We start from the raw sequence: 25,307 nt of genomic DNA, 5'->3' as shown, positions 1-25,307 counted from the left end.
GCTGATGCCGTATAAGAGAAAACCCGCTGTTGCCAGCGGGTTTTTTGTTGCATTAGAACTGGTAAACCAGGCCCAAAGCGGTAATGTTATCGGTAGAAATACCATTCTGCTGGTAGAAGTTATCGTTACCATCCAGCAGGTTGATTTTGTAATCAACATAGGTGGACATATTTTTGTTGAAATAATATGTCGCGCCAATATCCATGTATTTAACCAGATCTTTGTCAGTGCTGCCGCCGTTAACCAGATCCAGATCCTTACCTTTAGACTGCAGATAAGAGATAGCAGGACGCAGACCGAAGTCAAACTGGTATTGTGCAGTTACTTCGAAGTTCTGAGTTTTGTTTGCGATACCGCCACCGTTGGTGCTGGTAGAGCTACCATACGGTGTCATGTTGCGAGTTTCAGCATACATAGCTGCTAAATAGACGTTGTTAGCATCGTATTTCAGACCAGTGGTCCATGCATCAGCTTTATCGCCGTTAGCGTATTGGCTGTTTACGCCGTATGCATTGATCTGATCATTTGTACGATCAGAAGATGCATATGCTGCTGCGAAGCTTACACCCATACCTAAATCATAGGAGGTGGAGATACCGAAGCCGTCGCCGTTAGCGTTACGGATGCTGCGGTCACCATTGTTGGTGCCTTCACCGCTGCCTGGGTTTTCATTTTTACCCTGGTATTGCAGAGCAAAGTTCAGGCCATCAACCAGACCGAAGAAATCATTGTTACGGTAGGTTGCAACGCCGTTTGCACGACCAGTCATGAAGTTGTCAGAGTTGGTATAGGAATCACCACCAAACTCTGGCAGCATATCGGTCCAACCTTCTACGTCGTACAGTACGCCGTAGTTACGGCCGTAGTCGAATGAACCATACTCGCCGAATTTCAGACCCGCGAAGCCCAGACGAGTCCACGCCTGATTAGCATCATCACTTGTGGATTCTGGATTGTTTGCTTGAACGTTATATTCCCACTGACCGTAACCAGTCAGCATATCGTTAATCTGAGTTTCGCCTTTGAAACCAAAACGGACGTAGCTTTGGTCGCCGTCTTTAGAGGAATCGCTGGAGAAATAGTGCAGACCATCTACCTTGCCATAGATGTCTAATTTATTGCCGTCTTTATTATAAACTTCTGCGGCATGAGCTGCGCCTGCTGCTAACAGCGCAGGGATAACGAGGGCCAGTACTTTTCTGTTCATTGAAATTATTCCTTTAGTATTTTTATTCGCGCACTTCCAATCAAATAGAGGAAGTAGGGCAATGCTAAAGGAGACCTATCTGAGATGGTAAATAACATTTGTTACAGTATGAGTAAAATCTAAAGTATATAATTCAAATGAAATGACGATAAATATCGTGAATGAATTGCCACATAAATATATATAATAAAAATTATACAAATAATATTCGCTGACGTAATCTATCCATGTTATATGCCTTTTTGTCACACAACGTCTTTATGTTGCCGTGTGTCATTTATCTTCTTCGTCATATGAAGTGACAAGCCCGAACCCTCATTCGGGCTTTTTTTATTCCTCTGTTTTTAAAGACATTTACATCGCATTAAGCATGGCGATATCTACACAAAACCATGGGCAGGATGATTCATAGTCGCCTATTTCTGTGCAATTAATGTGCGGTTAATTTGCGCCTGATAGCTAGCACGTTCAAAAGAATGAGGGAAAATGCTAGGGTGCGGAAAATGAATTTAGTGTGTTGAGAATATCCTTATTCATTGCAACAAAACTATTTCGGACACATTGTGAAGGGCTGGTGGACGGTATTTTATACATATTCAATTAAATAGTGTGATCGAGTGCATAAAAACAAATGTAACGGTACTGGCTAAATGAGCCGCTATTTTACATGCAAAAATACCGCCTTCTTGTTGAAGGCGGTTATCGGTCAATCGACTTATTCCTGCGGGGTTGGTTTTTCGGCTTTTCCCGCCATTAACGCGAGGAAGTCATAACGCTTCTGCAAATCTTCCGCCGCGTCTTTCCACAGCTGCTCGGCCACTTCTGGCTGCTGGCTGTTCAGACGACGGAAGCGCTGTTCGTTCATCAGCGTTTCCGCGAGCGCGTCTGATGGTGGACGAGAGTCCAGCGCCAGCGGAATTTTGCCTTCATCGCCGCGACGTGGGTCGAAGCGGAACAGCGGCCAGAAGCCGGTTGCGGTAAGCTGACGCATCTGATCGTGGCTTAATGCCAGATCGTAGCCGTGCTCTTCACAAGGGCTGTAGGCGATGATGATGGAAGGCCCCGGATAGGACTCCGCTTCCTGAATCGCTTTCACCGTCTGGTTAAGCTGCGCGCCGAGCGAAATCTGCGCCACATAAACATGACCGTACATCATCATGCTGACGCCGAGATCTTTACGCGCTTTGCGCTTGCCGTGTTCGCCAAACTTGGTGACCGCGCCGAGCGGCGTGGCTTTCGAGGCCTGACCGCCGGTGTTGGAGTAACACTGGGTATCGAGCACCAGAATATTGACGTTCTCGGTCAGGCTCATCACGTGATCCAGACCACCGAAGCCAATATCGTAGGCCCAGCCGTCGCCGCCAATCAGCCAGATAGATTTCTCTACCAGCGCATCGGCGTCGGTCAGCAGCTCTTCGGCACCTTCCACCTCTTTCAGCGCATTGCGCAGCGCTGCGACCTGTTCACGACGGACCTCAGGCGTAGCGTCGGCGTGCAGTGCCTCGTTCAGCTCAGCCGGAATATGCTCGGCAAAACCGTCCAGCAGACGCATGACGCGCTGACGATGCTGATCGACCGTTAAACGGAAGCCCAGACCAAACTCGGCGTTATCTTCAAACAGCGAGTTGGCCCACGCCGGGCCGCGACCGTTGGCATCGGTGGTGTACGGCGTAGAAGGCAGGTTGCCGCCGTAGATAGAAGAACAACCGGTGGCGTTGGCGATCAGCATGCGGTCGCCGTAGAGCTGGGTCAGCAGTTTGATATATGGCGTTTCGCCGCAGCCGGAGCAGGCGCCGGAATATTCAAACAGTGGGGTAATCAGCTGCGAGGTACGAATATCGATACGCTCCAGCTTGCTGCGGTCGATTTCCGGCAGGTCGAGGAAGAAGTCGTAGTTCACTTTCTCTTCTTCAACGTGCTCCAGGCGGGACATCATATTGATGGCCTTGATGCTTGGGTCCTGACGGTCTTTCGCCGGGCAGACTTCAACGCACAGGTTACAGCCGGTGCAATCTTCCGGTGCAACCTGTAGCACGTATTTCTGGCCGCGCATATCGCGGGATTTCACGTCCAGAGAGTGCAGGGAGGCCGGGGCGTTTTCCATCTCTTCAGGAGAGACCACTTTGGCACGAATGGCCGAGTGCGGGCAGGCGGCGACGCAGTGGTTACACTGGGTACAGAGATCTTCTTTCCAGATGGGGATCTCTTCGGCAATGTTGCGTTTCTCCCAGCGGGTGGTGCCCACCGGCCAGGTGCCGTCCGGCGGCAGCGCGGAGACCGGCAGCGCATCGCCAAGTCCGGCAAGCATCGCCGCTGTCACGGTTTTGACGAAATCTGGCGCGGCGTCGGATACCACTGGCGGGCGGTTCGGGCTGGTGGCGTTGACCTGCTGCAACGGCACTTCAAACAGCGACTCGCGCGCCAGCGCCAGCGCCTGCCAGTTACGCTCAACCAGATCCTGACCTTTACTGCTGTAGCTCTTGGCGATAGCGTTTTGCAGTTCCATCAGCGCGCTATCGCCCGGCAGGATCTGTGTCAGATGGAAGAACGCCATCTGCATCACGGTGTTAATACGCGCGGCCAGCCCGCATTCACGGGCGATTTTCGCGGCGTTAACCACGTAGAAGCGCGCTTTTTTCTGATTCAGTACGGCCTGGACTTCCTGCGGCAGTCGCGCCCAGACTTCATCAGCGCTATACGGGGTGTTGAGCAGGAAAATACCGCCGGGCTTCAGGCGCTCGGCCATCTGATATTTATCGATAAACTGCAGCTGGTGGCAGCCCACGAAATCGGCCTGCGCCACCAGATAGGCGGAGCGAATAGGCGTATCGCTCACGCGCAGGTGAGAGACCGTCAGGCCGCCGGCCTTTTTAGAGTCGTAGACAAAGTAACCCTGCGCGAACCACGGCGTGGAGTTACCGATTATCTTAATGTTGTTTTTGGTGGCCGAGACGCTGCCGTCACTGCCAAGCCCGTAGAACAGCGCTTCCAGACGCGCACGCGAGGGCAGCGTGTTTTCCGGCAGCGGCAGGGAGAGGTTGGTGACATCGTCGTAAATGCCGACGGTAAAGCGCGGTTTTGGCTTCGCCTCCGAGAGTTCATTAAAGATAGCCAGCACGCAGTCCGGGCCAAACTCTTTTGACGACAGGCCGTAGCGGCCGCCAATCACGCGCGGCAGGGTTTCACGTTCACCCCGGTTAAAGGCTTCCGCCAGCGCGGTCATCACGTCAAGGTACAGCGGTTCGGCGAGAGCGCCAGGTTCTTTGGTGCGGTCGAGCACGGCAACGCTGCGTGCGCTTTCCGGCAGCGCCTGGAGTAAATGCTGCGCGGAGAACGGGCGGTAAAGGCGAACTTTCAGCACACCGACTTTTTCGCTGCGGGTCAGCAGTTCATCCACCACCTCTTCACAGGTGCCGATAGCGGAGCCCATGATGACGATAACGCGTTCGGCCTGTGGATGACCGTAGTACTCGAACGGTTTGTACTGACGGCCGGTGGCGTCGGCGAAGTCAGCCATCGCTTGCTCAACGTGGTCGTATACCGCGTTGTACCAGGGGTTAGTGGCTTCGCGAGACTGGAAGTAGGTATCCGGGTTTGCGGAGGTGCCGCGAATCACCGGATGCTCCGGGTTCAGCGCGCGGGCGCGATGGGCGGCGATTTCATCCTGCGGCAGCAGATCGCGAAGGGTGTTGTCCGACAGCGGCACGATTTTGTTGATTTCGTGCGAGGTGCGGAAACCGTCGAAGAAATGAATAAACGGCACGCGGCTTTTGAGCGTGGCGATATGCGAAATCAGCGCAAAGTCCTGCGCTTCCTGAACGCTACCGGCGCACAGCATCGCACAGCCGGTCTGGCGGATAGCCATCACGTCGGAGTGATCGCCAAAAATAGAGAGCGCGTGGGTCGCCACGGTACGGGCAGCGACGTGCAATACAAACGGGGTCAGCTGACCGGCCAGTTTGTAAAGCGTCGGGATCATCAGCAGCAGGCCTTGCGATGAGGTGAAAGAGGTCGACAGCGCGCCGGTTTGCAATGCGCCATGCACGGCGGCAATGGCACCGGCTTCGGACTGCATTTCGACCACGCGCGGGACATCGCCCCACACGTTTTTAAGCCCATTCCCCGCCCAGGCATCGGCCTGCTCGGCCATGGTTGAACTCGGCGTGATCGGGTAAATGGCGATGACTTCACTGGTTCGGAACGCCACCGAGGCGACCGCACCATTACCGTCAGTTGTGATCATGGGTTATGACACCTTACATTGCGCAGAAAAGTGGTCCACGGGCGCAACCGCAGACCGGGAATTTATCCTTAATAGACTCATCGCTCTTGTCGATGATGTTAGATAAAGTTTAGCAAACCCCACGCTGAATCATTTTTGCTTTTGTGTCCTTGGGGCGCGTCTACATCAATGACGCGAATGTTTTTCGCCACAAAATTGACAGAAAATGTTTCTGAGGTGCATAAATGCGCGCTTCCTCTCTCGACGTGCGCGCGCTCGGTGCCTATGATGCATAGGTTTGTTCCTATTTTTGCGATTCGGAGGGAAGTGATGCGAGCTGCTTTTTTTGTGGGGTGTGCGGCGCTTTTGTTGTCCGCGTGCAGCAGTGAACCTGAACAGCAGGCCACCGCGGCACACGTTACGCCAGGGATGAGAGCGGCAATGTCCAGCTCAGGCGAAGCAAACTGCGCGATGATTGGCGGAACGCTTTCTGCGGCCCGCCAGCTGGACGGGTCCAGCATCGGGATGTGCGCGCTGCCAAACGGTAAGCGTTGCAGCGAGCAATCTCTGGCGGTAGGAAGCTGCGGTAGCTACTGAGTGTTAACTCACCAGGTCGGCGAGTTTGAAGGTCAGCGTGTGATCGGCGGTTGCCAGCGTCAACTGATGTTCGGTTAAATCGACCTGGGCTCCCTGGCGGAGCATGTCGCTGAGCGTCGCGTCGAGCTGGTTTAGCTGCGCGTCGCTACAAAGCTTACGGGTCATTGCCAGGTCGGAGGCTTTTAGCTCGCCGTTGCTGATTTTTGCGGTACCGGAGAAGCGGTTGCACATCTCGCCGGAGAGATAAATGTTATTTAATAGCGGCTGTTTCTCACCAAAGCTCACTTCGAGCGGGGCGCCATTGCTATTGACGGTATTGCCATTCACGCTTTCAAGTACAAAACGGTGATGCTGTAGTTGATCGCCGCCGGTCGACATTTTGCTGTTATAGACGCAGCCTGAAAGCAGGGCGGCTGCAGCCAGCAGGAAAAACACTTTCTTCATTGCACTAGACTTCTTCTAAAAATATTGATCAGGTGAATACTACTGAGGGATTACTGTACAGCGAGATCGGGCTATGGGACTTTGCGGAAAATGCTTCTCGGGTGGTGGGCTGACGTTATTCGTCAAATTCTTAGTTGTAGTCCGTTCTTCCCCCACAACGGTGTGTTCTTTGTGGGGGAAGAAAAACGCATCAAACAATAGCGTTAGGACAATCCGCCCCGGTATCAATCTGGCGCAGGTTCTCCAGCGTCGTCTCCGAAATGCTGGTCAGCGCCTCCGCGGTCAGGAATGCCTGGTGGCCGGTAAACAGCACGTTGTGACAGGCGGAGAGGCGGCGGAACACGTCATCCTGAATCACATCGTTAGATTTATCTTCAAAGAACAGATCGCGCTCGTTCTCATACACATCCATCCCCAGCGCGCCAATTTTCTGCGTCTTCAGCGCTTCAATCGCCGACTGCGAATCAATTAACGCACCACGGCTGGTGTTGACGATCATCACGCCATCTTTCATTTTCTCAAACGCGCTCGCGTTGAGCAGATGATAGTTATCCGCAGTCAGCGGGCAGTGCAGAGAGATAACGTCCGACTCGGCGAACAACGTCGGCAAGTCAACGTACTCAACGCCAAGCTCCAGCGCCGCTGCGCTTGGATACGGGTCGAACGCCAGCAAACGCATCCCAAAGCCTTTCAGAATACGCAGCGCGGCAACGCCGATTTTACCGGTACCGATAACCCCGGCGGTTTTGCCGAACATGGTAAAGCCGGTCAGACCTTCAAGAGAGAAGTTGGCATCGCGAGTACGCTGATAAGCACGGTGAATACGACGGTTGAGCGTCATCATCATACCGATCGCGTGTTCCGCAACGGCCTCAGGTGAATAGGCCGGAACGCGCACGACGCGCAGACCCAACTCTTTGGCCGCATCAAGGTCAACGTTGTTAAAACCAGCACAGCGCAGCGCGATGTACTTCACGCCGATTCTCTTCAGCTCTTCCAGAACCGGACGGCTGCCGTCGTCGTTGACGAAAATACACACCGCTTCACAGCCGTGAGCGGTTTTGGCGGTTTTTTCCGTCAGCAGGAAATCAAAAAATTCAAGTTCAAAGCCATATGTTTCATTAACATTTTGCAGGTACTTTTTGTCGTACTGCTTGGTGCTATAAACGGCGATTTTCATAAGACTTTTCTCCAATGATTTTGGCGTTAATTTAGCATAATTCAAAAAATCTTACAAAATATAAAAATGTTTTGAAGGCTAAAGTTACGTAAAGAAACTATCACCAGTATACGCGTTTTGGTGAGGGGGGCGAAATTGCCTGCTCAATCAGAATCAACTGAAATCCCTCACATTTTATTTTGCAGCAGCTATTCTTAATGCATTACAGCGGCTTTCACTCACAGGTCTGACATGCCACAATATGCTCTTTTGGATCGCCTGCTGCGCGTTCACGGCATGATTGCCTGCTTAATCTGGATATCACTGCACCCATGAAGGGTAAATATAAAGCCGTTATTGCGCTACTCCTGTTATTAGTGCTCCTACCGTTAACGTTGGTCATGACGCTGGGGTACTGGGTTCCTACGCTGGTGGGCATCTGGCTACCGGCTGGCACCCGCATTGCGCTCAATGAAAGCCCGCGTTTTACCCGCACGTCGCTGCGCATTCCTGATTTACGTTATCTGGTGGGCGACTGCGAGCTCGCCACATTGAAAGATGTGACGCTGTCACATCCTAGCCGCTGGCAATTACATGCTGCTGCGGTCAATCTGAATTCCGTTTGTTTTAATAAGCTGCCGCAAAATGATGCGGTACCGGGCGCACCGCGCACGCTGGCTGAATGGCAATCAATGCTGCCAAACACGTGGCTATCCATCGATTCGCTGAGTATCTCACCGTGGGAAAAGTGGCAGGGTAAACTCAAGGTGTCGCTCACGGAAAAACGTCAGGAACTGGAGTACGAAGGCGACCTGGTCACGCTGCATGCGCGTCTGCAAGGACAGGCGTTGACCATCAGTGAATTCCACGCCAGCCTGCTTGAAGGTGAGCCTCCGGTGAAGCTACTGGGTGAATTTACCATGCCGCTGGTACCGGATGGCCTGCCGGTAAAAGGTCATCTTGAATCCACGTTCCAGGTGCCACAGGTGCCGTCGCTGGTTGATGCCGAGCTGGATTGGGACGGTAATCAGGGGCAACTGGTGATGATGGCGCGCGGTGAGGATGACCCGCTTGCCGATTTCCCGTGGCAGATAACGGAACAGCAGCTTGTTATCAGCGATGGCCGCTGGAGCTGGCCATACCAGGCGGGTATCCCGTTGCGCGGACGCGTGGGCGTGAAGCTTGATAACTGGCAGCAGGGCATTGATAACACGCAGATTACCGGCCGTCTGAGCGTCCTGACCTCCGGTGATGCCGGGAAGGGTGTGGCAGTGCTGAACGTTGGACCGGGCACGCTGAGCATGGATAACAGCGATATGCCAATGCATCTGGTTGGTGAAGCTAAGCAGGGCGATCTTATTTTTTATGCCAAACTGCCCGCCCACCTGAGCGGCTCGCTGGCGTCACCAACGCTTGCCTTTTTGCCGGGTTCCCTATTGCGATCTCGCGGTCGAGTTATTGATGCACTGAATATCGACGACGTCCGCTGGCCGCTGGCCGGGGTGAAAATTTCGACTCAGGGTATTGATGGCCGTCTGCAGGCAATTCTTCGTGCCCATGAACGGCAAACCGGTGATTTTGTTCTACACCTCGACGGTAAGGCCGATAACTTCCTACCGGATAAAGGCACCTGGCAGTGGCGTTATTGGGGTGACGGCCACTTCACGCCGATGCAGGCGCGCTGGGATGTCACCGGCACTGGCGAATGGCGCGACAGTGCCATTGTGCTGAATACGCTCTCCACCGGCTTTGATAAATTGCAGTATGGCACGATGACTATCGACCAGCCGCGTCTGACGCTACAGCAGCCGATCCACTGGATTCGGGATGAACAGCATCCTAAATTTACCGGCGCGCTGGCGCTTGATGCCAAAGAGACCCGCTTTACCGGCGGCAGCGTGCTGCCCGCGTCGGCGCTGAACTTCAGCGTAGAGGGGCGTGACCCGACTTTCTTCCAGTTTAAAGGCGACCTGAAAGCGCAGGAGATTGGCCCGATTCGCGTGAACGGCCGTTGGGACGGCGAACGTCTGCGCGGGCAGGCCTGGTGGCCGAAACAGTCGCTGACGGTGTTCCAGCCGCTGGTCCCGCCGGACTGGAAAATGAAGCTGCGTGATGGCTCGCTTTATGCCCAGGTGGCGTTCTCCGCGGCGGCGGGGCAAGGTTTTGAAGCCGGTGGTCATGGCGTGCTACGTAACGGCAGCGCCTGGATGCCGGATAACGAAGTTAACGGCGTGGATTTTGTCCTGCCATTCCGCCTGAAGGCGGGAGTCTGGCAGTTTGGCACGCGTCGTCCGGTCTCTTTGCGCATTGCGGAAATCGTCAACCAGGTGACGGCTCGAAACGTGACGGCTGACCTACAGGGCACCTGGCCCTGGACCGAAGAGACCCCGCTGCAACTGAGCGATGTCAGCGTCGACGTGCTCGGCGGCAAAGTGACGATGCAGCAGCTACGTATGCCGCAGCACGATGCGGCGCTGCTGCGCTTGCAGCATATCTCAACCAGTGAACTGGTGAGCGCGGTAAACCCGAAACAGTTCGCGATGTCCGGACCGGTCGACGGCGCGCTGCCGCTGTGGCTGAACGACAGCAAATGGATAATCAAAGACGGCTGGCTGCATAATCCCGGACCGATGACCCTACGGCTGGATAAAGACACCGCTGATGCCGTCGCCGACGACAATATTGCCGCCGGGGCAGCGATTAACTGGTTACGCTATATGGAGATCTCGCGTTCGTGGACGCGAATTAACCTCGATAGCCTTGGTCAACTGACCCTGCAAGCGACGGTGACCGGCACCGGGGTGATGGATGATAAACGCAGCACGGTGCGGCTGAACTATACGCACCAGGAGAATGTTTTTGATTTGTGGCGAAGCCTGCGCTTTGGCGACAAACTTCAGTCATGGCTTGAGCAACACGCAACCCTTCCCGGTGTGCCGTGTCGCAGTGGCACGGAATGTAAGGAGCAACAATGAAATTCACCATCGCCGTACTGGGATTGATGGCAACGGGACTGCTATCAGGATGCGTGCCGCGCATTGAGGTGGCGGCGCCGAAAGAGCCGATTACCATTAATATGAACGTGAAAATTGAGCACGAGATCCGCATCAAGGCCGATAAGGACGTTGAGGACCTGCTGAAATCTCGTAGCGATCTATTCTGAGGCCATGATGAGAAAAATGCGGATTATCGCCGTGCTGGCGTTCAGTCTCTTCAGCGTGCAGGCGCTGGCGCTTACGCTTCCCGAAGCGCGTCAGCAGGGCCGCGTCGGTGAGACGCAGGGCGGCTATCTGGCGGCCATTGCCCAGGATAGTGAAACACTGACTCTGGTGAAAAAAATCAACCAGGCGCGCAGCCAAAGCTACCAGCAGCTCGCGCAGAGTAACAATCTGCCGCAGCAGGAGGTTGCGAGGCTTGCAGGGAAAAAGCTGATTGAAAAAGCGCAGCCGGGAGAATACGTCCAGGGCATTAACGGCCAGTGGGTGCGCAAGTAAAGGTCGGAACGTATAAGAAAAAACGCATTACGGTTGAAAGAGGGGCGGCAACTCGCTCATACTCTCGGCATGTAACCTGTTCGTCGGTAACGATTTTACCGGCTGCACATGAGAATAATAAAGGAACTCCTAATGGCAGAAGAAACGATTTTCAGCAAAATCATTCGTCGTGAAATCCCGTCAGATATCGTGTATCAGGACGATTTGGTGACCGCCTTCCGCGATATTTCCCCGCAGGCGCCGACCCATATTTTAATCATCCCGAATACGCTTATTGCTACCACCAACGACGTGACCGCCGAACATGAGCTGGCGCTGGGCCGTATGGTGACCGTGGCGGCGAAAATCGCGCAGGAAGAAGGGATTGCTGAAGACGGCTATCGCCTGATCATGAACTGCAACCGTCACGGTGGGCAGGAAGTTTACCACATTCATATGCACCTGGTGGGCGGCCGCCCGCTGGGGCCAATGCTGGCGCATAAAGGCTAATCTATGAAACCGGTCTGTCTGGGTCTTGTACTTTGCGCGACGCTGCTTGCCGGGTGCCATTCGCGCCCGGAAATTGCGGTGAGCGAACAGCAAACGCTGGTGATGGAATCCAACGTTCTGGCGGCGGGAGTCAGCGCGGAAAAACCGGAGCTGAGTTCGTCAGATATCCAGGCTACCGCTAGCTCAAAGCTGTATAACGAAAGGCGAGAGCCAGTCACCGTTCACTATCGTTTTTATTGGTATGACGTCAGAGGGCTGGAAATGCACCCGCTTGAAGCGCCGCGCAGCATCACGGTTCCTCCGATGGGATCGGTCACGCTGTACGGGACGGCTGACGGTCTAGGGGCGCATAAAGCCCGGCTTTATCTTTATCTCTGAGGGGTAAACTGGAATGAGTAAATTGGGTCGCTATGCGTTAATTGCTTCCCTGGCGATGTTCCTCGCCGGGTGTGCGGTGCGTGAACAACCGGCACCGGTCGACACGGCCAATCCACAGCAGCCGCAGCCAACCGAGCCGCAACAGCCGGTTCCAACGGTACCGAGTGTGCCGACGATCCCGCAGCAGCCTGGGCCGATTGAACACGGTGGCGAAACGCCAGCGCAGCCAACGCCGCGCGTACGTCACTATGACTGGAACGGCGCAGCGCAGCCGCTGGCCGGTCAGATGTTGCAGGCGAGCGGCGTCACTGCCGGAAGCATTCTGCTGGTCGATAGCGTCAACAACCGTACTAACGGTTCGCTGAACGCCGGTGAGGCGACCACCGCGCTGCGCAACGCGCTGGCGGGCAACGGTAAATTCACCCTGGTTTCAGCTCAACAGCTGGCGGTGGCGAAGCAGCAGTTAGGCCTGTCGCCGCAGGATAGCCTTGGCTCGCGCAGCAAAGCGATGGGCATTGCCCGTAACGTTGGCGCACAGTACGTGCTGTATTCCAACGCCACCGGCAACGTTAATTCGCCGGTACTGCAAATGCAGCTGATGCTGGTTCAGACCGGGGAAATTGTCTGGTCAGGTAAGGGTGCGGTTGCGCAACAATAAGCTCACGCGTGACGCGCTTCTGTCACGCGAATTCCCGCACTATCACATTGTCGCCAGCCCCGAAACCGCGGGGCTGAGCGGCAGTAGCTGTATTCTGCAAAACGGTGAACGGCGTCTGGTGCTTCGACAGCACCACGACCCGGATGCACCTGAAAGCGACTTCCTTCGGCAGTATCATGCCCTGCGACGGCTTCCGTCGACGCTGGCGCCTAAGCCTGTTTTTTATACGCCCGGCTGGATGGCGGTCGATTTTTTAGCCGGAGAGATCAAAAGCGTGCTCCCGGCGCATCGTCCGCTGGCCACTCTCCTGTATGATTTACACCAGCAGCACCGGTTTGGCTGGGCGTTGTCGCTTAGGCCGCTGCTTGAAGCCTACTGGCAGCAGTGCGACCCGGCGCGCCGCACGCCGCTGTGGCTACGTGAATTACAGCGTTTGAAAAAACAGGGTGAACCGCGAGCGCTGAGACTGGCGCCGCTGCATATGGATGTTCATGCGGGTAATATCGTCCATACCCCGGAGGGGCTGCGGCTCATCGACTGGGAGTATGCCGGAGACGGAGACGTGGCGCTCGAACTGGCCGCCGTCTGGACGCCCGATGATGAACAGCGTTACCAGCTTACGCAGGTGTATGCCGAACGGGCGAAAATCGCCCCTGATCTCCTCTGGCGGCAGGTCATGCGCTGGCGGCCTTGGGTATTGATGCTAATGGCAGGTTGGTTCGAATGTCGCTGGCAGCAAAGCGGTGACAAACAATTTATTATGCTGGCGAATGAAATATGGCGTCAGCTAAGCGACAAAAAGGAGGCCGTGTGGGGCCAGTAATGTTGGATGTTGAAGGTTACGAGCTGGATGCCGAAGAACGCGAGATTCTGGCGCATCCGCTGGTGGGCGGGTTAATTCTCTTCACCCGGAACTATCATGACCCCGAGCAGCTTCGCGAGCTGGTACGTCAGATCCGCAGCGCTTCTCGTAACCATCTGGTGGTGGCGGTCGATCAGGAAGGCGGGCGCGTCCAGCGTTTCCGTGAAGGTTTTACCCGTTTGCCCGCGGCGCAATCTTTTGCTGCCGTGCTGGGTGAAGAAGCGGGCGGTCGTATGGCGGTTGATGCTGGATGGCTGATGGCGAGCGAAATGATTGCCATGGATATCGATATCAGCTTTGCGCCCGTGCTGGACGTCGGCCATATCTGCACCGCCATCGGTGAGCGCTCCTATCATGCCGACCCGCACAAAGCGCTGGCGATGGCGCGTCACTTCATTGACGGCATGCATAGCGCTGGCATGAAGACCACCGGCAAGCATTTCCCAGGGCACGGCGCGGTCACCGCCGACTCGCATAAAGAGACACCGCACGACCTGCGCTCAGAAGCTGAAATTCGCGCCAAAGATATGGCGGTGTTCAAAACGTTGATTACTGAAAACGCGCTCGACGCCATTATGCCCGCACACGTTATCTATGATGACGTAGACCCGCGCCCGGCCAGCGGTTCGCCGCACTGGCTGAAAACGGTGCTCCGCGGTGAGCTGGGCTTTGACGGTGTTATCTTCTCTGATGATTTATCGATGGAAGGCGCGGCGGTGATGGGTAGCTATGCCGAACGTGGCCAGGCATCGCTGGATGCAGGTTGCGATATGATCCTCGTCTGCAATAATCGTAAAGGGGCCGTCAGCGTGTTAGATAACCTGTCGCCGATCAACGCTGAGCGTGTTACGAAGTTGTATCATAAAGGTTCATTTAACCGTCAGGAACTGATGGACTCCGCCCGCTGGAAAACGGTTAGCGCAGAGCTGGAGCAACTCCACGAACGCTGGCAGGAAGAGAAGGCTGGTCATTAACCCTCCCGGTGTGGGAGTAATGGTGTGGTGAGGATACGATGATTATCTATTTACACGGTTTTGACTCGAATAGCCCAGGCAACCATGAAAAAGTGCTGCAGCTGCAGTTTATCGACCCGGACGTGCGGTTGATTAGCTACAGTACGCTGCACCCGAAACATGACATGCAGCATTTACTCAAGGAAGTGGACAAGATGCTGCAACTGAGCGCTGATGAACGTCCGCTGATTTGCGGCGTAGGGCTCGGTGGTTTTTGGGCGGAGCGTATCGGCTTCCTGTGTGATATCCGCCAGGTGATGTTCAATCCGAACCTGTTCCCGGATGAGAACATGGACGGCAAGATTGACCGCCCGGAAGAGTATGCCGATATCGCCACCAAGTGCGTGAATAACTTCCGCGAGAAGAACCGTGACCGCTGCCTGGCCATTCTCTCGCGCCACGATGATGCGCTGGATAGCCAGCGTTCCGCTGAGATGCTGCATCATTACTATGAAATTATCTGGGATGAAGAGCAGGGGCATAAGTTCAAGAATATCTCCCCGCATCTGCAGCGGATCAAAGCCTTTAAAACCTTAGGCTAATCCTGCTTGAAGAGGCCCCGACAACGCGGTGTTGTCGGGGCTTTTTTTTGTTAATTTTTAACCCCGCCACGCGTTTATCAGCCATTAAAAATACCGTTCGCTCAACTTCTGCGCGATAAAACTTGATGCACATCAATTTTGGTATGACCAATGCACCATTCATGTTATTCTCATTGCAGCTGAATGGTTTCACACAAGTAACTTGTTGTTAATTAAAGGCTATATTCATAACTTTTAATTAACAATTGGTTAATAAATTTTAAGGGGGTCACATGACTACGCCAATGAAAAAAATCGTAATTGTGGGTGGTGGTGCTGGCGGTCTGGAACTGGCTACTCAACTGGGTAGAAAGCTTGGCCGCAGTAAAAAAGCAAAAATCACGCTGGTTGACCGTAACCATAGCCACCTGTGGAAACCGCTGCTGCATGAAGTGGCTACCGGTTCTCTGGATGAAGGCGTGGATGCGCTGAGCTACCTGGCACATGCGCGCAATCATCACTTCCAGTTCCAGTTAGGTTCGGTGATGGACATCAACCGTGAAGCCAAAACCATTACCATCGCTGAGCTGCGCGATGAGAAGGGCGAGCTGCTGGTGCCTGAGCGTAAGGTTGCGTATGACACGCTGGTGATGGCGCTGGGCAGTACCTCCAACGACTTCAACACGCCGGGCGTCAAAGATCACTGCATCTTCCTCGACAACCCGCATCAGGCGCGTCGTTTCCATCAGGAAATGCTGAACCTGTTCCTGAAATATTCCGCGAACCTGGGCGCGAACGGCAAGGTTAATATCGCCATTGTCGGCGGCGGGGCGACTGGTGTTGAGCTGTCCGCTGAGCTGCATAACGCGGTAAAACAGCTGCATAGCTACGGCTACAAAGGCCTGAGCAACGAAGCGCTTAACGTAACGCTGGTGGAAGCCGGTGAGCGTATTCTACCCGCGCTGCCGCCGCGAATCTCCGGCGCGGCGCACAGCGAGCTGACCAAAATGGGCGTACGCGTACTCACCCAGACGATGGTCACCAGCGCTGACGCAGGCGGCCTGCACACCAAGGACGGCGAGTATATTGAGGCGGATCTGATGGTCTGGGCTGCCGGTATCAAAGCGCCGGACTTTATGAAAGAGATTGGCGGACTGGAAACCAACCGTATTAACCAGCTGGTGGTGGAGCCAACGCTGCAAACCACTCGCGACCAGGATATTTACGCGATTGGCGACTGCGCGTCCTGCGCGCGTCCGGAAGGCGGCTTTGTGCCACCGCGCGCTCAGGCTGCGCACCAGATGGCCACCTGCGCGCTGAACAACATTCTGGCGCAGATGAAGGGCAAAGAGCTGAAAGCCTATAGCTATAAAGACCACGGCTCTCTGGTATCGCTCTCTAACTACTCCACCGTGGGCAGCCTGATGGGTAACCTGATGCGCGGCTCAATGATGATTGAAGGCCGCATCGCGCGTATGGTTTACATCTCGCTGTACCGTATGCACCAGATTGCGCTGCACGGGTACGTGAAAACCGGCCTGATGATGCTGGTGGGCAGCATTAACCGCGTGATTCGTCCGCGTCTGAAGCTGCATTAATCATCGCGCTTTTCCCGGCCTACACGTTATTACATCTGTAGGCCGGATAAGGCGTTTACGCCGCCATCCGGCAAATGCTCGCATCTCGCCTGATGGCGCTACGCTTATCAGGCCGACAAGAGTTAGCTGCGCTCCCATCCTCAGAATCCTCCGAAACACCCATCTCCCGACATTAAATCCTGCTTTTGCGCTTTTGTCTGATAGGCACTGCTAACGATCGGTTGCACAATTGTTAGCAATAGCAACATAGGAGGATCTCCCGTGAATAAATCAATGTTGGCGGGTATTGGTATTGGCGTTGCAGCCGCGCTTGGGGTTGCCGCCGTAGCGAGTATGAACGTTTTCGACCGTGGCCCGCAGTACGCGCAGGTTATCTCCGCTACGCCAATCAAGGAAACCGTCAAAAATCCGCGTCAGGAGTGCCGTAACGTGACGGTCACTCATCGTCGTCCTGTGCAGGATGAAAACCGTATCGCAGGCTCTGTGCTGGGTGCTGTTGCGGGTGGCGTCATTGGACATCAGTTTGGTGGCGGACACGGCAAAAGTGTCGCGACCGTGGTCGGTGCATTAGGCGGCGGCTATGCTGGTAATCAGGTGCAGGGTGCAATGCAGAATAATGATACCTACACCACCAACGAGCAGCGCTGTAAGACGGTGTACGATAAGTCTGAGAAAACGCTCGGTTATGACGTGACCTACAAAATCGGCGACCAGCAGGGCAAAATCCGTATGGATAAACAGCCTGGTAGCCAGATACCGTTGGATAACAACGGCCAGCTGGTACTGAATAAAGCCTAAAATAGCAGTGAATATGCTGTTCGCCCCTCATTCTTCCGAGTGAGGGGCGTTTTTTTTACCGCTCGGCAATCATCTGCGGCCAGAGGCGCAGCGTGGTGTCGATAATCTGCATCAGCGTCTCAAAGCTTGCCCCTTCACGGGCGCTAATCGACATCCCCTGCAAAATACAGCTTAGGAACTGCGCCACCTCGGTAACGTTTTTCCCTGCCGGAATTTCCCCACGCGATTGACGCAGCGAAAGGAATTGATTCAGCGTCTGTTCCTGTACCGCGTGACGAGATTTAATCGTCCTGGCAATCTCTTTTGACGAGGCCGCCAGCGCCGCAGAGGTGTTGATCATAAAGCAGCCCGCGGGGGTGTCCTTGCTGGTGAAGCAGGTTGCTACGGCGGTGAAGTAGTTGCGTAGCGCTTCTACAACCGGCTGCTCGTCGCAGAACAGGCAAGCTTCGTTTTTGGAAGCAAAGTGCGTGATGTAGTGATCGAGAACGGCGCGGAACAGCCCCTCTTTATTCACAAACTCGGCGTACAGCGTCGGCGCTTTTGCACCCGTAGCTTCGACAAGGTCGGAGAGGGATGTTGCTTCATAGCCATACTGCCAGAATAGCGTCATCGCTTTATCAAGCGCCGCTTCCCGGTCGAATACTTTAGGTCGACCGCGGCCTTTTTTCGCGCAACTTTGCGTGTCAGTTGTCATCGTGCCGCCTACCTTAGTCGGTGTTTAGTGAACATTCATTATAAAAATAATCCATGCAAGGGGCTAGCGCTTCCTTAGCGAAAAATAAAAAGAACATATTCATATGAAAAATATATGAATCTTTATTAAATAAACGATCGTTATAAAAATCCGTTGACGTGTGACGCAGATCTCATTATGATTAACCTATCGATCGTTAAGTTATTAACGTCTGACCTACAAAAATCATCTGCAAAGGTAATAATTATGAAAAACGTAAAAGCTCTGGCCATCGCAGCCGTACTAAGCTCTCTGTCATTTGCAAGCTTTGCCGCCGTTGAAGTGCAATCTACTCCGGCAGACCAGCATAAAGTCGGTAGCGTCTCTGCTTCTGCAGGCCCTAACCTGGCGTCTCTGGAGCAAGAACTGGCTCAGAAAGCGGATGACATGGGTGCGAAATCATTCCGTATCACTTCCGTTAGCGGTCCAAACAACCTGCACGGTACCGCAGTAATCTATAAATAAGCGTTAAAACCCTCATAATGCTTATGTCACTGCTATAAAAAAGGCCCTGAGCGTATCCCGCTCAGGGCCTTTTACTTTGTGGCTCAGGTTACATATTTTGCTGAGCAACATCGTGATGACGGGTGACATCGACCGGCATCCCGGAACGCACATCCATCACTTTATTCATCACCGCAGTATCCGTGTTGGCATCCTGGCTAAACGCCTTCATACCCGCGTTCAGAACGATTGGCAGGGTTTGCGGATCGTCATCAATATGCTCAGATAGCGGCTGGTGCACTTCGACCAGACGCACGCCGTTGGGCTCGACCGACGCTTTAATCGGCGTATTAATGATGGTCACTTTTGTCCCCGGCGTGACCTGCTCGAACAGCGCTTTGATGTCGTTATCGCGCAGACGAATACAGCCAGAGCTCACGCGCATACCGATACCAAAATCGGCGTTGGTGCCGTGCAGCAGGTATACGCCACCGTAAGCGGCCAGACGAATGGCGTGATGGCCCATTGGGTTATCCGGGCCGGCTGGCATTACCGCAGGAAGATCAATGCCCTGCGCTTTGTAGCGCGCGCGGATATTGGCGGTAGGCGTCCAGGTCGGGTTGGCGCGCTTATCGGATACGGTGGTCACCATGGTTGGCGTCACCGTCGTGCCGCCTAGCTGGCCGATGCCGATAGGGTAGACGGTGACCGTATTTTTGCCCGGCGGGTAATAGTAGAGGCGCAGCTCCGCCAGATTCAGCACGATACCTTCGCGCGGCACGTCCGGCAGCAGCGTTTGCAGCGGAATGGTTAATACGCTTCCGGCGCGTGGAACGTAGGGGTCAACGCCTGGGTTGGCCTGTAAGAGCGCCAGAAAACCCACGTTGTATTTTTTCGCGATCGATTCCAGCGAACCGCCGTTGTTCTCGACAACGTGGAAACGGTTTTCGCCCACCAGTCGACTCCCCGGCGGTGGCAGCGGCCAGCTATTGGCGCTGGCGGGCAGCGCCACGCAGGCCGCGAGGAATAATCCCACCAACCAGCGTGAAAGTTGCAGTGTTTGTCCCATGACGATAATCCCCAAAGTCTGAATGTGTTGCCTAAAAGTTAAAGCGACTATTATGCGGAAGGGAACTGTAGGGAAGTGCTAAGGGATTGAAAGAGTATGTAAACGCGGCCCCGTTTCGGGGCCGCGGGCGGTTAGAAGGACATTTTCACCGTGAACTGCACTTCGCGCGGGTCGCCAATCTGGTTGCCCAGGTTGTTGCTGGCGATGGACGAGGTGTAGTAGGTCTTATCGAACAGGTTTTTGACGTTAAGCTGCAGCGTGACCGGGTATTGCAGCTTCATCTTATAGGCCGCAAAGATATCCGCCACCGCGTAACCCGGCAGGTAGTAATCCGCGCCGTTGGTACCTGAACGACGACTCAGCGCATGCCCGCCGCCGCCGAGGGTCAGCGTGTTGCTGTCGTAGACGTTATTGATGTCATAGGTCAGGAACAGTGAACCGGTATGGCGCGGAACGTTTGGCAGCGGTTTGCCCGCGTAGTCTGGGTCGTCAATGACCTTCGCATCGGTGTAGCCGTAGCTGGCAATCACATTCAGGTTGTCGGTGAGCGAGCCTGCAACATCCACTTCAATCCCGCGAGAACGCACTTTCCCCGCCGTCTTGGCATAGGTTTCATCACCAATGGTTTCGGTGTACAGCACGTTACGTTTATGGATATCGAAGAAGGTGATATTCGACGTTACGCCGTTGAAGAGATCAAACTTGGCACCCATTTCATACGCCGTTGATTCTTCCGGAGGCAGGTCGCCGATGTAGCTGGCAATGGAGGATTGCGGCATAAACGACTGCGCCACGTTACCGAACAGCGAGACGTTTGGCGTCAGCTTATAAACCATCCCGAACTTCGGCGTCAGCTTCTCATCCTGGCTATCGGTGTTGGCATTAAACGGGCGGCCTTTACCCGCATACTGGGTGTAATATTGGTAGCGCGCCCCGGCGACGGCAATCCATTTATCGGTCAGGTAGAGCGCGTCCTGGACGTAGGTCGCGTAGGTTTCCTGCTGAATGCGCTGGTCGCTATCGGCGGCCGAAACGCTGGTACATTTGCTGAGCGAACCATAAACCGGGTCATAAATGTTAAAGCCATTTTTAACGTTTTTGCAGCGGATCATATCGGTACGCAGCAGGTCATAATTCTCATAGGCGATACCGGTGAGCAGTTCGTTATAGAACCCGCCAATCACCACGTTGCCCTGCAGGTCGGCACGGGTGGAGTGCATACGCTGGGTAGAACCCTGGGTGGCATCGACACGGCGGGTCAGGTTGCCGGTCTTCGCATCATAAGCCATCACGCGCGCCTGGTTATCGCTATACATGTCCTGGCTAAAGCTGTAGTCAAAACGCGCGGTCCACTGGCTGTTTAGGCGGTATTCCGCGTTGAGCTGCGCCAGGTCAGAGTTACCGTCGGTGATATTGAACGGCTCGTCGAAACGCTCCTTGCGGGAGACGTTCACCGCGTGCCCGGTATCGAGATCGAAAATGGTGCCGCGATCGAACGGGGTATTGTAGTTACGATGTGACCAGGAGAGGTTCACCGTTGCATCGTCGCCAAACCACGTCAGGGAAGGGGCAATAAAGCTGCTGCGCGATTTGCCGAAGTTACGCCAGTAATCTTCATTCTGATATTCGCCAATCAGGCGATACGCCAGTCGAGTCCCTTCGATAGGCCCAGTGACGTCGATTTGCCCGGTGCCGCCGCCAAAGCTGCTGGAGGTGGCTGAAATGTCGCCGGAGAAGGTGCGCTCCGGGCGTTTGGTCACGACGTTAATCAGGCCGCCCGGGTCCAGAATCCCGTAGAGGGTTGAGGCTGGCCCTTTGAGCACTTCGACGCGTGATGTCGCGGCATTAAAGCTGCGCGGCAGCACAGTACGCAGGCCGTTGGTCATGATTGAACCATCGCGGTTTGCGCCAAAACCACGACGGGTAAAGGCATCCTGAGTACCGCCCAGGGTGTTAGTTTGTACCACGTTCGCGACGTTATACAGCGCTTCATCAAGCGACGTGGCGTGCTGGTCTTCCAGCACTTTGTCGCTCACCGTGTTCACCACCTGCGGAATATCCAGCAGCGGCATAGAGGTGAGCGTAGCGGTGGAGCTACTGATGGGCTGATAACCTTCCGTGACGGTCTCATCAGCCTGCGCGGTGGTGCCAACCACCGTCATCGCTTCTTCTTTTTTCGTCGTATCCCCACTGGTTGTGCTTTCGGCCGCCATCAGCGAAGGGGAGGCAACCGCCCCCAGAAAAAGCAGTGAAAAAAGCGCGCGTCCGGACGTTTCCGTGAACGTCGGGAATAGTTGTTTCATCTCTCTGTTTCCCATAAAAAAACCGCCGAAAGATGGCAGTCAAAAGTGATAAAAATCATTGCCCTGAATAGCGAAAATCATCCGTTCACACCGCCATGTGATGTTCAGGATGTGTAATTGAGAATCATTCAAACATGCAAAAATGTAGTAGTAAATGCAGCAGGTGATAAATTTATCAGCGGCAGTAAAAGGGCGATTACAGGGCGTGGGAAGTCAGGGGTTATATTCATAATGTGTTGAATTTAAATAATATTAATAATTAACGTCAGGCGCTAAAAGCACGGAGTCTCACTAAGGCCTTATGAAGTGAAGTGATGATGTAGCGATCTTGACTACTACATTACGGCATTGCATGATCAAAAGAGAATGAGATTTATTTATAGTGCAGAACGATACCACGTCGTTGCCGCCGGAGAGAAAGAAACATGCCACAGCGGCAAAATACCCCGCAGGAACGCGGAATTGTGCTGGAGTCCCTTTGTGCCGGGTATGGCAACCAGCGCATCGTTGATAACATCAACCTGACGCTACCCGTCGGTAAAATGACGGTATTGGCGGGCGCCAACGGTTCCGGCAAATCCACCTTACTCAACACCATCGCGCGGATGCTCAAACCGCTGGGTGGTTGCGTGCGCCTGGATGGTCACGATATTCATCAGCAGCCGACCAAACAGGTGGCGCGTCAGCTAGGCCTGTTGCCGCAGTCGCCGCTGACCCCGGAAGGGCTCACCGTGTTTGAGCTGGTGTCGCGCGGGCGTTATCCGTGGCAGGGGTTGATTCGTCAATGGTCGCCGGAAGATGAAGCGGCGGTTGAGACGGCGCTGCGCCTGACCGGTACGCTGGAGTTTGCCCATTTACCGGTCGACAGCCTGTCCGGCGGCCAGCGTCAGCGCTGCTGGATAGCCATGGCGTTGGCGCAACAAACGCCGACCATTCTGCTGGATGAACCCACCACCTGGCTTGATTTACGCTATCAGGTTGAAATTCTCGAACTGCTCCAGCAGCTCACCCGCGAGCATGGACGTACCGTCGTCACCGTTCTCCACGACCTCAACTTTGCGGTGAACTACGCCGATACGCTGATCTTTATGAAGCAGGGACAAATTGCCAGCATTGTGGATGAAACGTCCCCCTGCACGGCGGAAATCATCAAGCAGGTTTTTGACGTCGATGTGCTGATGCTGCCCAATCCACAGACCGGTAAACCGCTGTTTATGCCATTCTGCGCGCGTCCGGAGCCGGTCTGATGGTGACGCAAAGCCTGATCCAGCGCCAACATCGGCTACGCCCACTGGGGGCGCTGCTGCTGGTGAGCAGCCTGCTGTGTATTGGCGCGATTATCCACCTGGGGCTGGGCGCGCGCGCCATTGCGCCGCGCGTCGTGGTGGAGGCGTTGCTGCACTACGACCCGCGCAACTTCGATCACCGCATTATCGTCAACCTGCGCCTGACGCGTCTTCTGGCGGCGTTGCTGACCGGCGCGGCGCTAGGGGCGGCGGGCCTGCTGCTACAAACCGTTATCCGTAACCCGCTGGGCGAGCCGCATATTCTTGGCCTGAACGCTGGCGCAACGCTTGCCGTGGTGGTGTGTTCCGCCATCGGGATAACCGCCGGTGTGAGCCAACCGCTGGCCGCTGCTTTGGGCGCTGCGGCGCTGTTTGGTTTGGTGATGCTGTTGGCTTCCGCTGGGCGTGCTGGCGCGACGGCAATGAAAATCACGCTCTGCGGGGTGGCGCTTTCGGCTTTTGCCTCGGCCATCACCGCCTCCATTTTGATTCTGGACGAACAGACACTACAGGCGATGCGCACCTGGCTTGCGGGCGACCTCTCCGGTATTCGCCTTGCCACCTTGCAGATAGCGTCCATTCCGACGCTGCTGGGCATACTTCTGGCGGGATTCCTCGCGCCTCGACTCAATATTCTGGCCCTGGGCGACCGGGTTGCCAGCGGCCTTGGCGTCCCGGTGGCGCGCACGCGTGTGTTCGGCGTTATCGCTATCGCGCTGCTGTGTGGCGCGGCGGTCTCCGTTGCGGGGCCGATTGGTTTTATCGGGTTAGTGGTGCCGCACGTTATTCGCCGCTGGGCGGGGCAGGACATTCGCACTGGGCTGCTGCTGGCGCTGCCGACCGGCGCGCTGTTGCTGTTATCGGCGGACATTCTGGCCCGCTGGCTGCTGGCGCCACAGGAGCTGGCGACCGGGGTCATGACCGCGATGGTCGGCGCGCCGGTGTTTATTGCCATTGCGGTGAGGTTCTTTAAATGACGCGAGCAGTCACCCGCGCGGGGTTTCGCGCCGTCACGCTAGGTCCATTACGTCTGCTGCTGCGCCCGCGGCTGCTGAAAATCGCCGCCGCGCTGCTGGCCATTATTGTGCTGCTGCTGGTTTTTGGCGTCACGCGAGGTTCGCTGCCGATTCCCACCGGCGCAATTGGACGGGCGCTGTTCATGCCTGAGGCGCTAAGCCCACAACAGGTCTACATCGTTCGTGATATCCGTTTACCGCGGCTGTTTATGGCTATCTTCTGCGGTGGGATGCTCGGGCTTGCCGGGGCGGCAATGCAGTCGATAACCCGCAATGGCCTGGCTGACCCTGGATTGATTGGCGTAAAAGAGGGGACCAGCGTGGTTGTGCTGACGCTTATCCTCGCATTCCCCGCCGTCAGCCTTGCCTGGCGGCCGCTGGTGGGGATGCTCGGCGGTGTGCTGGTGGCGTTGCTGGTTATCGTGCTGGCCCGTGATCTTTCGCGCCCACGCTTCATTCTGATTGGCATTGGCGTGTCATGGGCGCTCTCGGCGGCGATGGGGCTCTTTATCACCACCGCCGATATCCGCGATGTACAAACGGCGATGACCTGGCTTGCGGGTAGCCTGCACGCCGCGACCTGGCCGCTGCTGGCGGTCGCCGTGGCGTGGGCACTGCCGGCGGTGGCGATTCTCTATCTGACCGCACGGGCAGCGGACGTTGCGCTGATGGGCAATCAGGTGGCCAACGGGCTGGGCGTGCGGTTATCGCGCCTGACGATGTTGCGGTTTATCGCCCCGGTGCTGCTGACGGCGGCGAGCGTTTCCTGTGTCGGCAGTTTGGGCTTTGTTGGCCTGATGGCTCCGCATATGGCGCGCTTTATGCTGCGCGGCGGGCAGGTGGCGCTGCTGACCGGCAGCGCGTTGATTGGCGCGCTACTGGTGCTGCTGACAGACACCATCGGGCGTCTGGCCTTTGCGCCGCTACAAATTCCGGCAGGGATCATCATTTCGCTGATTGGCTGCCCCTTCTTTATTTTTCTGCTGTGGCGTCGCCGTGACGCCTTGTGAGGTTCA

23 protein-coding genes are annotated in these 25,307 nt (G+C 55.3%); 16 read left to right on the top strand and 7 right to left on the bottom strand.

Annotation, left to right across the window (positions count from 1 at the left end; all coding sequences use genetic code 11):
• Positions 1-52 precede the first annotated feature (52 nt).
• On the bottom strand, positions 53-1,207 hold the full coding sequence (gene ompC, locus ACH1XZ_RS06455; RefSeq protein WP_395594858.1) for a porin OmpC: 1,155 nt from the start codon (positions 1,205-1,207) through the stop codon (positions 53-55).
• Between the two features lie 715 nt (positions 1,208-1,922).
• Positions 1,923-5,450: a pyruvate:ferredoxin (flavodoxin) oxidoreductase gene (gene nifJ / locus ACH1XZ_RS06450; protein WP_395594857.1), complete on the bottom strand. Its 3,528-nt coding sequence runs from the start codon at positions 5,448-5,450 to the stop codon at positions 1,923-1,925.
• A 309-nt stretch (positions 5,451-5,759) separates the two neighbouring features.
• Between nifJ and ACH1XZ_RS06445 the strand changes: the two genes are divergently transcribed.
• Positions 5,760-6,026, top strand: a complete 267-nt coding sequence (locus ACH1XZ_RS06445; RefSeq protein ID WP_035895266.1) for a putative hemolysin — start codon at positions 5,760-5,762, stop codon at positions 6,024-6,026.
• A gap of 3 nt (positions 6,027-6,029) precedes the next feature.
• Here ACH1XZ_RS06445 and hslJ read toward each other — a convergent pair whose 3' ends face one another.
• Both hslJ and ACH1XZ_RS06435 read right to left on the bottom strand, forming a co-directional pair.
• Entirely contained in the window at positions 6,030-6,470 is a 441-nt protein-coding gene (gene hslJ / locus ACH1XZ_RS06440; protein WP_395594856.1) for a heat shock protein HslJ, read from the bottom strand.
• A gap of 190 nt (positions 6,471-6,660) precedes the next feature.
• Positions 6,661-7,650 carry a 2-hydroxyacid dehydrogenase gene (locus tag ACH1XZ_RS06435; RefSeq protein ID WP_395594855.1) on the bottom strand — a complete coding sequence of 330 codons (990 nt, stop codon included), beginning with the start codon at positions 7,648-7,650 and terminating at the stop codon, positions 6,661-6,663.
• Between the two features lie 311 nt (positions 7,651-7,961).
• Between ACH1XZ_RS06435 and ACH1XZ_RS06430 the strand changes: the two genes are divergently transcribed.
• The 11 genes from ACH1XZ_RS06430 to ACH1XZ_RS06380 all read left to right on the top strand — a co-directional run bounded on the left by ACH1XZ_RS06430 (position 7,962) and on the right by ACH1XZ_RS06380 (position 17,440).
• A complete protein-coding gene (locus ACH1XZ_RS06430; RefSeq protein ID WP_395594854.1) occupies positions 7,962-10,604 on the top strand; it encodes a YdbH family protein in 2,643 nt (880 codons plus the stop codon).
• Positions 10,601-10,792, top strand: coding sequence for a YnbE family lipoprotein (locus ACH1XZ_RS06425; protein WP_035895792.1), 192 nt, complete (start codon positions 10,601-10,603; stop codon positions 10,790-10,792). Before ACH1XZ_RS06430 ends, ACH1XZ_RS06425 begins: the two co-directional genes overlap by 4 nt.
• 7 nt (positions 10,793-10,799) lie before the next feature.
• Positions 10,800-11,123, top strand: a complete 324-nt coding sequence (locus ACH1XZ_RS06420; RefSeq protein ID WP_123650538.1) for a YdbL family probable chaperone protein — start codon at positions 10,800-10,802, stop codon at positions 11,121-11,123.
• A gap of 132 nt (positions 11,124-11,255) precedes the next feature.
• Positions 11,256-11,612 carry a purine nucleoside phosphoramidase gene (gene hinT / locus ACH1XZ_RS06415; RefSeq protein WP_395594853.1) on the top strand — a complete coding sequence of 119 codons (357 nt, stop codon included), beginning with the start codon at positions 11,256-11,258 and terminating at the stop codon, positions 11,610-11,612.
• Between the two features lie 3 nt (positions 11,613-11,615).
• Complete coding sequence (locus ACH1XZ_RS06410) at positions 11,616-11,990, top strand: YcfL family protein (protein ID WP_395594852.1); 375 nt, start codon at positions 11,616-11,618, stop codon at positions 11,988-11,990.
• 22 nt (positions 11,991-12,012) lie between these two features.
• Positions 12,013-12,648: a penicillin-binding protein activator LpoB gene (gene lpoB, locus ACH1XZ_RS06405; RefSeq protein ID WP_395595561.1), complete on the top strand. Its 636-nt coding sequence runs from the start codon at positions 12,013-12,015 to the stop codon at positions 12,646-12,648.
• Complete coding sequence (gene thiK / locus ACH1XZ_RS06400) at positions 12,629-13,471, top strand: thiamine kinase (RefSeq protein ID WP_395594851.1); 843 nt, start codon at positions 12,629-12,631, stop codon at positions 13,469-13,471. Before lpoB ends, thiK begins: the two co-directional genes overlap by 20 nt.
• On the top strand, positions 13,459-14,484 hold the full coding sequence (gene nagZ, locus ACH1XZ_RS06395) for a beta-N-acetylhexosaminidase (RefSeq protein WP_395594850.1): 1,026 nt from the start codon (positions 13,459-13,461) through the stop codon (positions 14,482-14,484). The genes thiK and nagZ overlap by 13 nt, the downstream gene beginning before the upstream one ends.
• A 38-nt stretch (positions 14,485-14,522) precedes the next feature.
• A complete protein-coding gene (ycfP, locus tag ACH1XZ_RS06390) occupies positions 14,523-15,065 on the top strand; it encodes an alpha/beta hydrolase YcfP (RefSeq protein WP_395594849.1) in 543 nt (180 codons plus the stop codon).
• Between the two features lie 272 nt (positions 15,066-15,337).
• Entirely contained in the window at positions 15,338-16,642 is a 1,305-nt protein-coding gene (locus ACH1XZ_RS06385; RefSeq protein ID WP_035895803.1) for an NAD(P)/FAD-dependent oxidoreductase, read from the top strand.
• A gap of 261 nt (positions 16,643-16,903) precedes the next feature.
• Positions 16,904-17,440 (top strand): glycine zipper 2TM domain-containing protein, encoded by a 537-nt coding sequence (locus tag ACH1XZ_RS06380; protein WP_395594848.1) that lies wholly within the window; start codon positions 16,904-16,906, stop codon positions 17,438-17,440.
• Positions 17,441-17,495: 55 nt separating this feature from the next.
• Here ACH1XZ_RS06380 and ACH1XZ_RS06375 read toward each other — a convergent pair whose 3' ends face one another.
• Positions 17,496-18,134 (bottom strand): TetR/AcrR family transcriptional regulator, encoded by a 639-nt coding sequence (locus ACH1XZ_RS06375; protein WP_395594847.1) that lies wholly within the window; start codon positions 18,132-18,134, stop codon positions 17,496-17,498.
• 246 nt (positions 18,135-18,380) lie between these two features.
• On the opposite strand from ACH1XZ_RS06375, the gene bhsA reads away from it, so the two are divergent.
• Complete coding sequence (gene bhsA, locus ACH1XZ_RS06370; RefSeq protein WP_395594846.1) at positions 18,381-18,638, top strand: multiple stress resistance protein BhsA; 258 nt, start codon at positions 18,381-18,383, stop codon at positions 18,636-18,638.
• 88 nt (positions 18,639-18,726) lie between these two features.
• Here bhsA and ldtC read toward each other — a convergent pair whose 3' ends face one another.
• Both ldtC and ACH1XZ_RS06360 read right to left on the bottom strand, forming a co-directional pair.
• Positions 18,727-19,686 carry a L,D-transpeptidase LdtC gene (ldtC, locus tag ACH1XZ_RS06365; protein ID WP_395594845.1) on the bottom strand — a complete coding sequence of 320 codons (960 nt, stop codon included), beginning with the start codon at positions 19,684-19,686 and terminating at the stop codon, positions 18,727-18,729.
• Positions 19,687-19,817: 131 nt separating this feature from the next.
• The gene (locus tag ACH1XZ_RS06360) at positions 19,818-21,899 is read right to left on the bottom strand and encodes a TonB-dependent siderophore receptor (RefSeq protein ID WP_395595560.1); all 2,082 of its coding nucleotides are present in this window, start codon (positions 21,897-21,899) and stop codon (positions 19,818-19,820) included.
• A 515-nt stretch (positions 21,900-22,414) separates the two neighbouring features.
• Here ACH1XZ_RS06360 and ACH1XZ_RS06355 point away from each other — a divergent pair.
• Genes ACH1XZ_RS06355 through ACH1XZ_RS06345 form a run of 3 tightly spaced genes read left to right on the top strand, consistent with a single transcriptional unit; the run spans position 22,415 to position 25,301 of the window.
• Positions 22,415-23,236: an ABC transporter ATP-binding protein gene (locus tag ACH1XZ_RS06355; RefSeq protein WP_395594844.1), complete on the top strand. Its 822-nt coding sequence runs from the start codon at positions 22,415-22,417 to the stop codon at positions 23,234-23,236.
• Positions 23,236-24,252, top strand: coding sequence for a FecCD family ABC transporter permease (locus ACH1XZ_RS06350; protein ID WP_395594843.1), 1,017 nt, complete (start codon positions 23,236-23,238; stop codon positions 24,250-24,252). The genes ACH1XZ_RS06355 and ACH1XZ_RS06350 overlap by 1 nt, the downstream gene beginning before the upstream one ends.
• Complete coding sequence (locus ACH1XZ_RS06345) at positions 24,249-25,301, top strand: FecCD family ABC transporter permease (protein WP_395594842.1); 1,053 nt, start codon at positions 24,249-24,251, stop codon at positions 25,299-25,301. The genes ACH1XZ_RS06350 and ACH1XZ_RS06345 overlap by 4 nt, the downstream gene beginning before the upstream one ends.
• The last annotated feature ends 6 nt before the right edge of the window (positions 25,302-25,307 follow it).

This window comes from Kluyvera chengduensis (genome assembly GCF_044197065.1).
Classification (GTDB): Bacteria; Pseudomonadota; Gammaproteobacteria; order Enterobacterales; family Enterobacteriaceae; genus Kluyvera; species Kluyvera ascorbata_C.
Note: the sequence above shows the minus strand (reverse complement) of the source record. Positions and strands in the feature narration are given on the sequence as shown.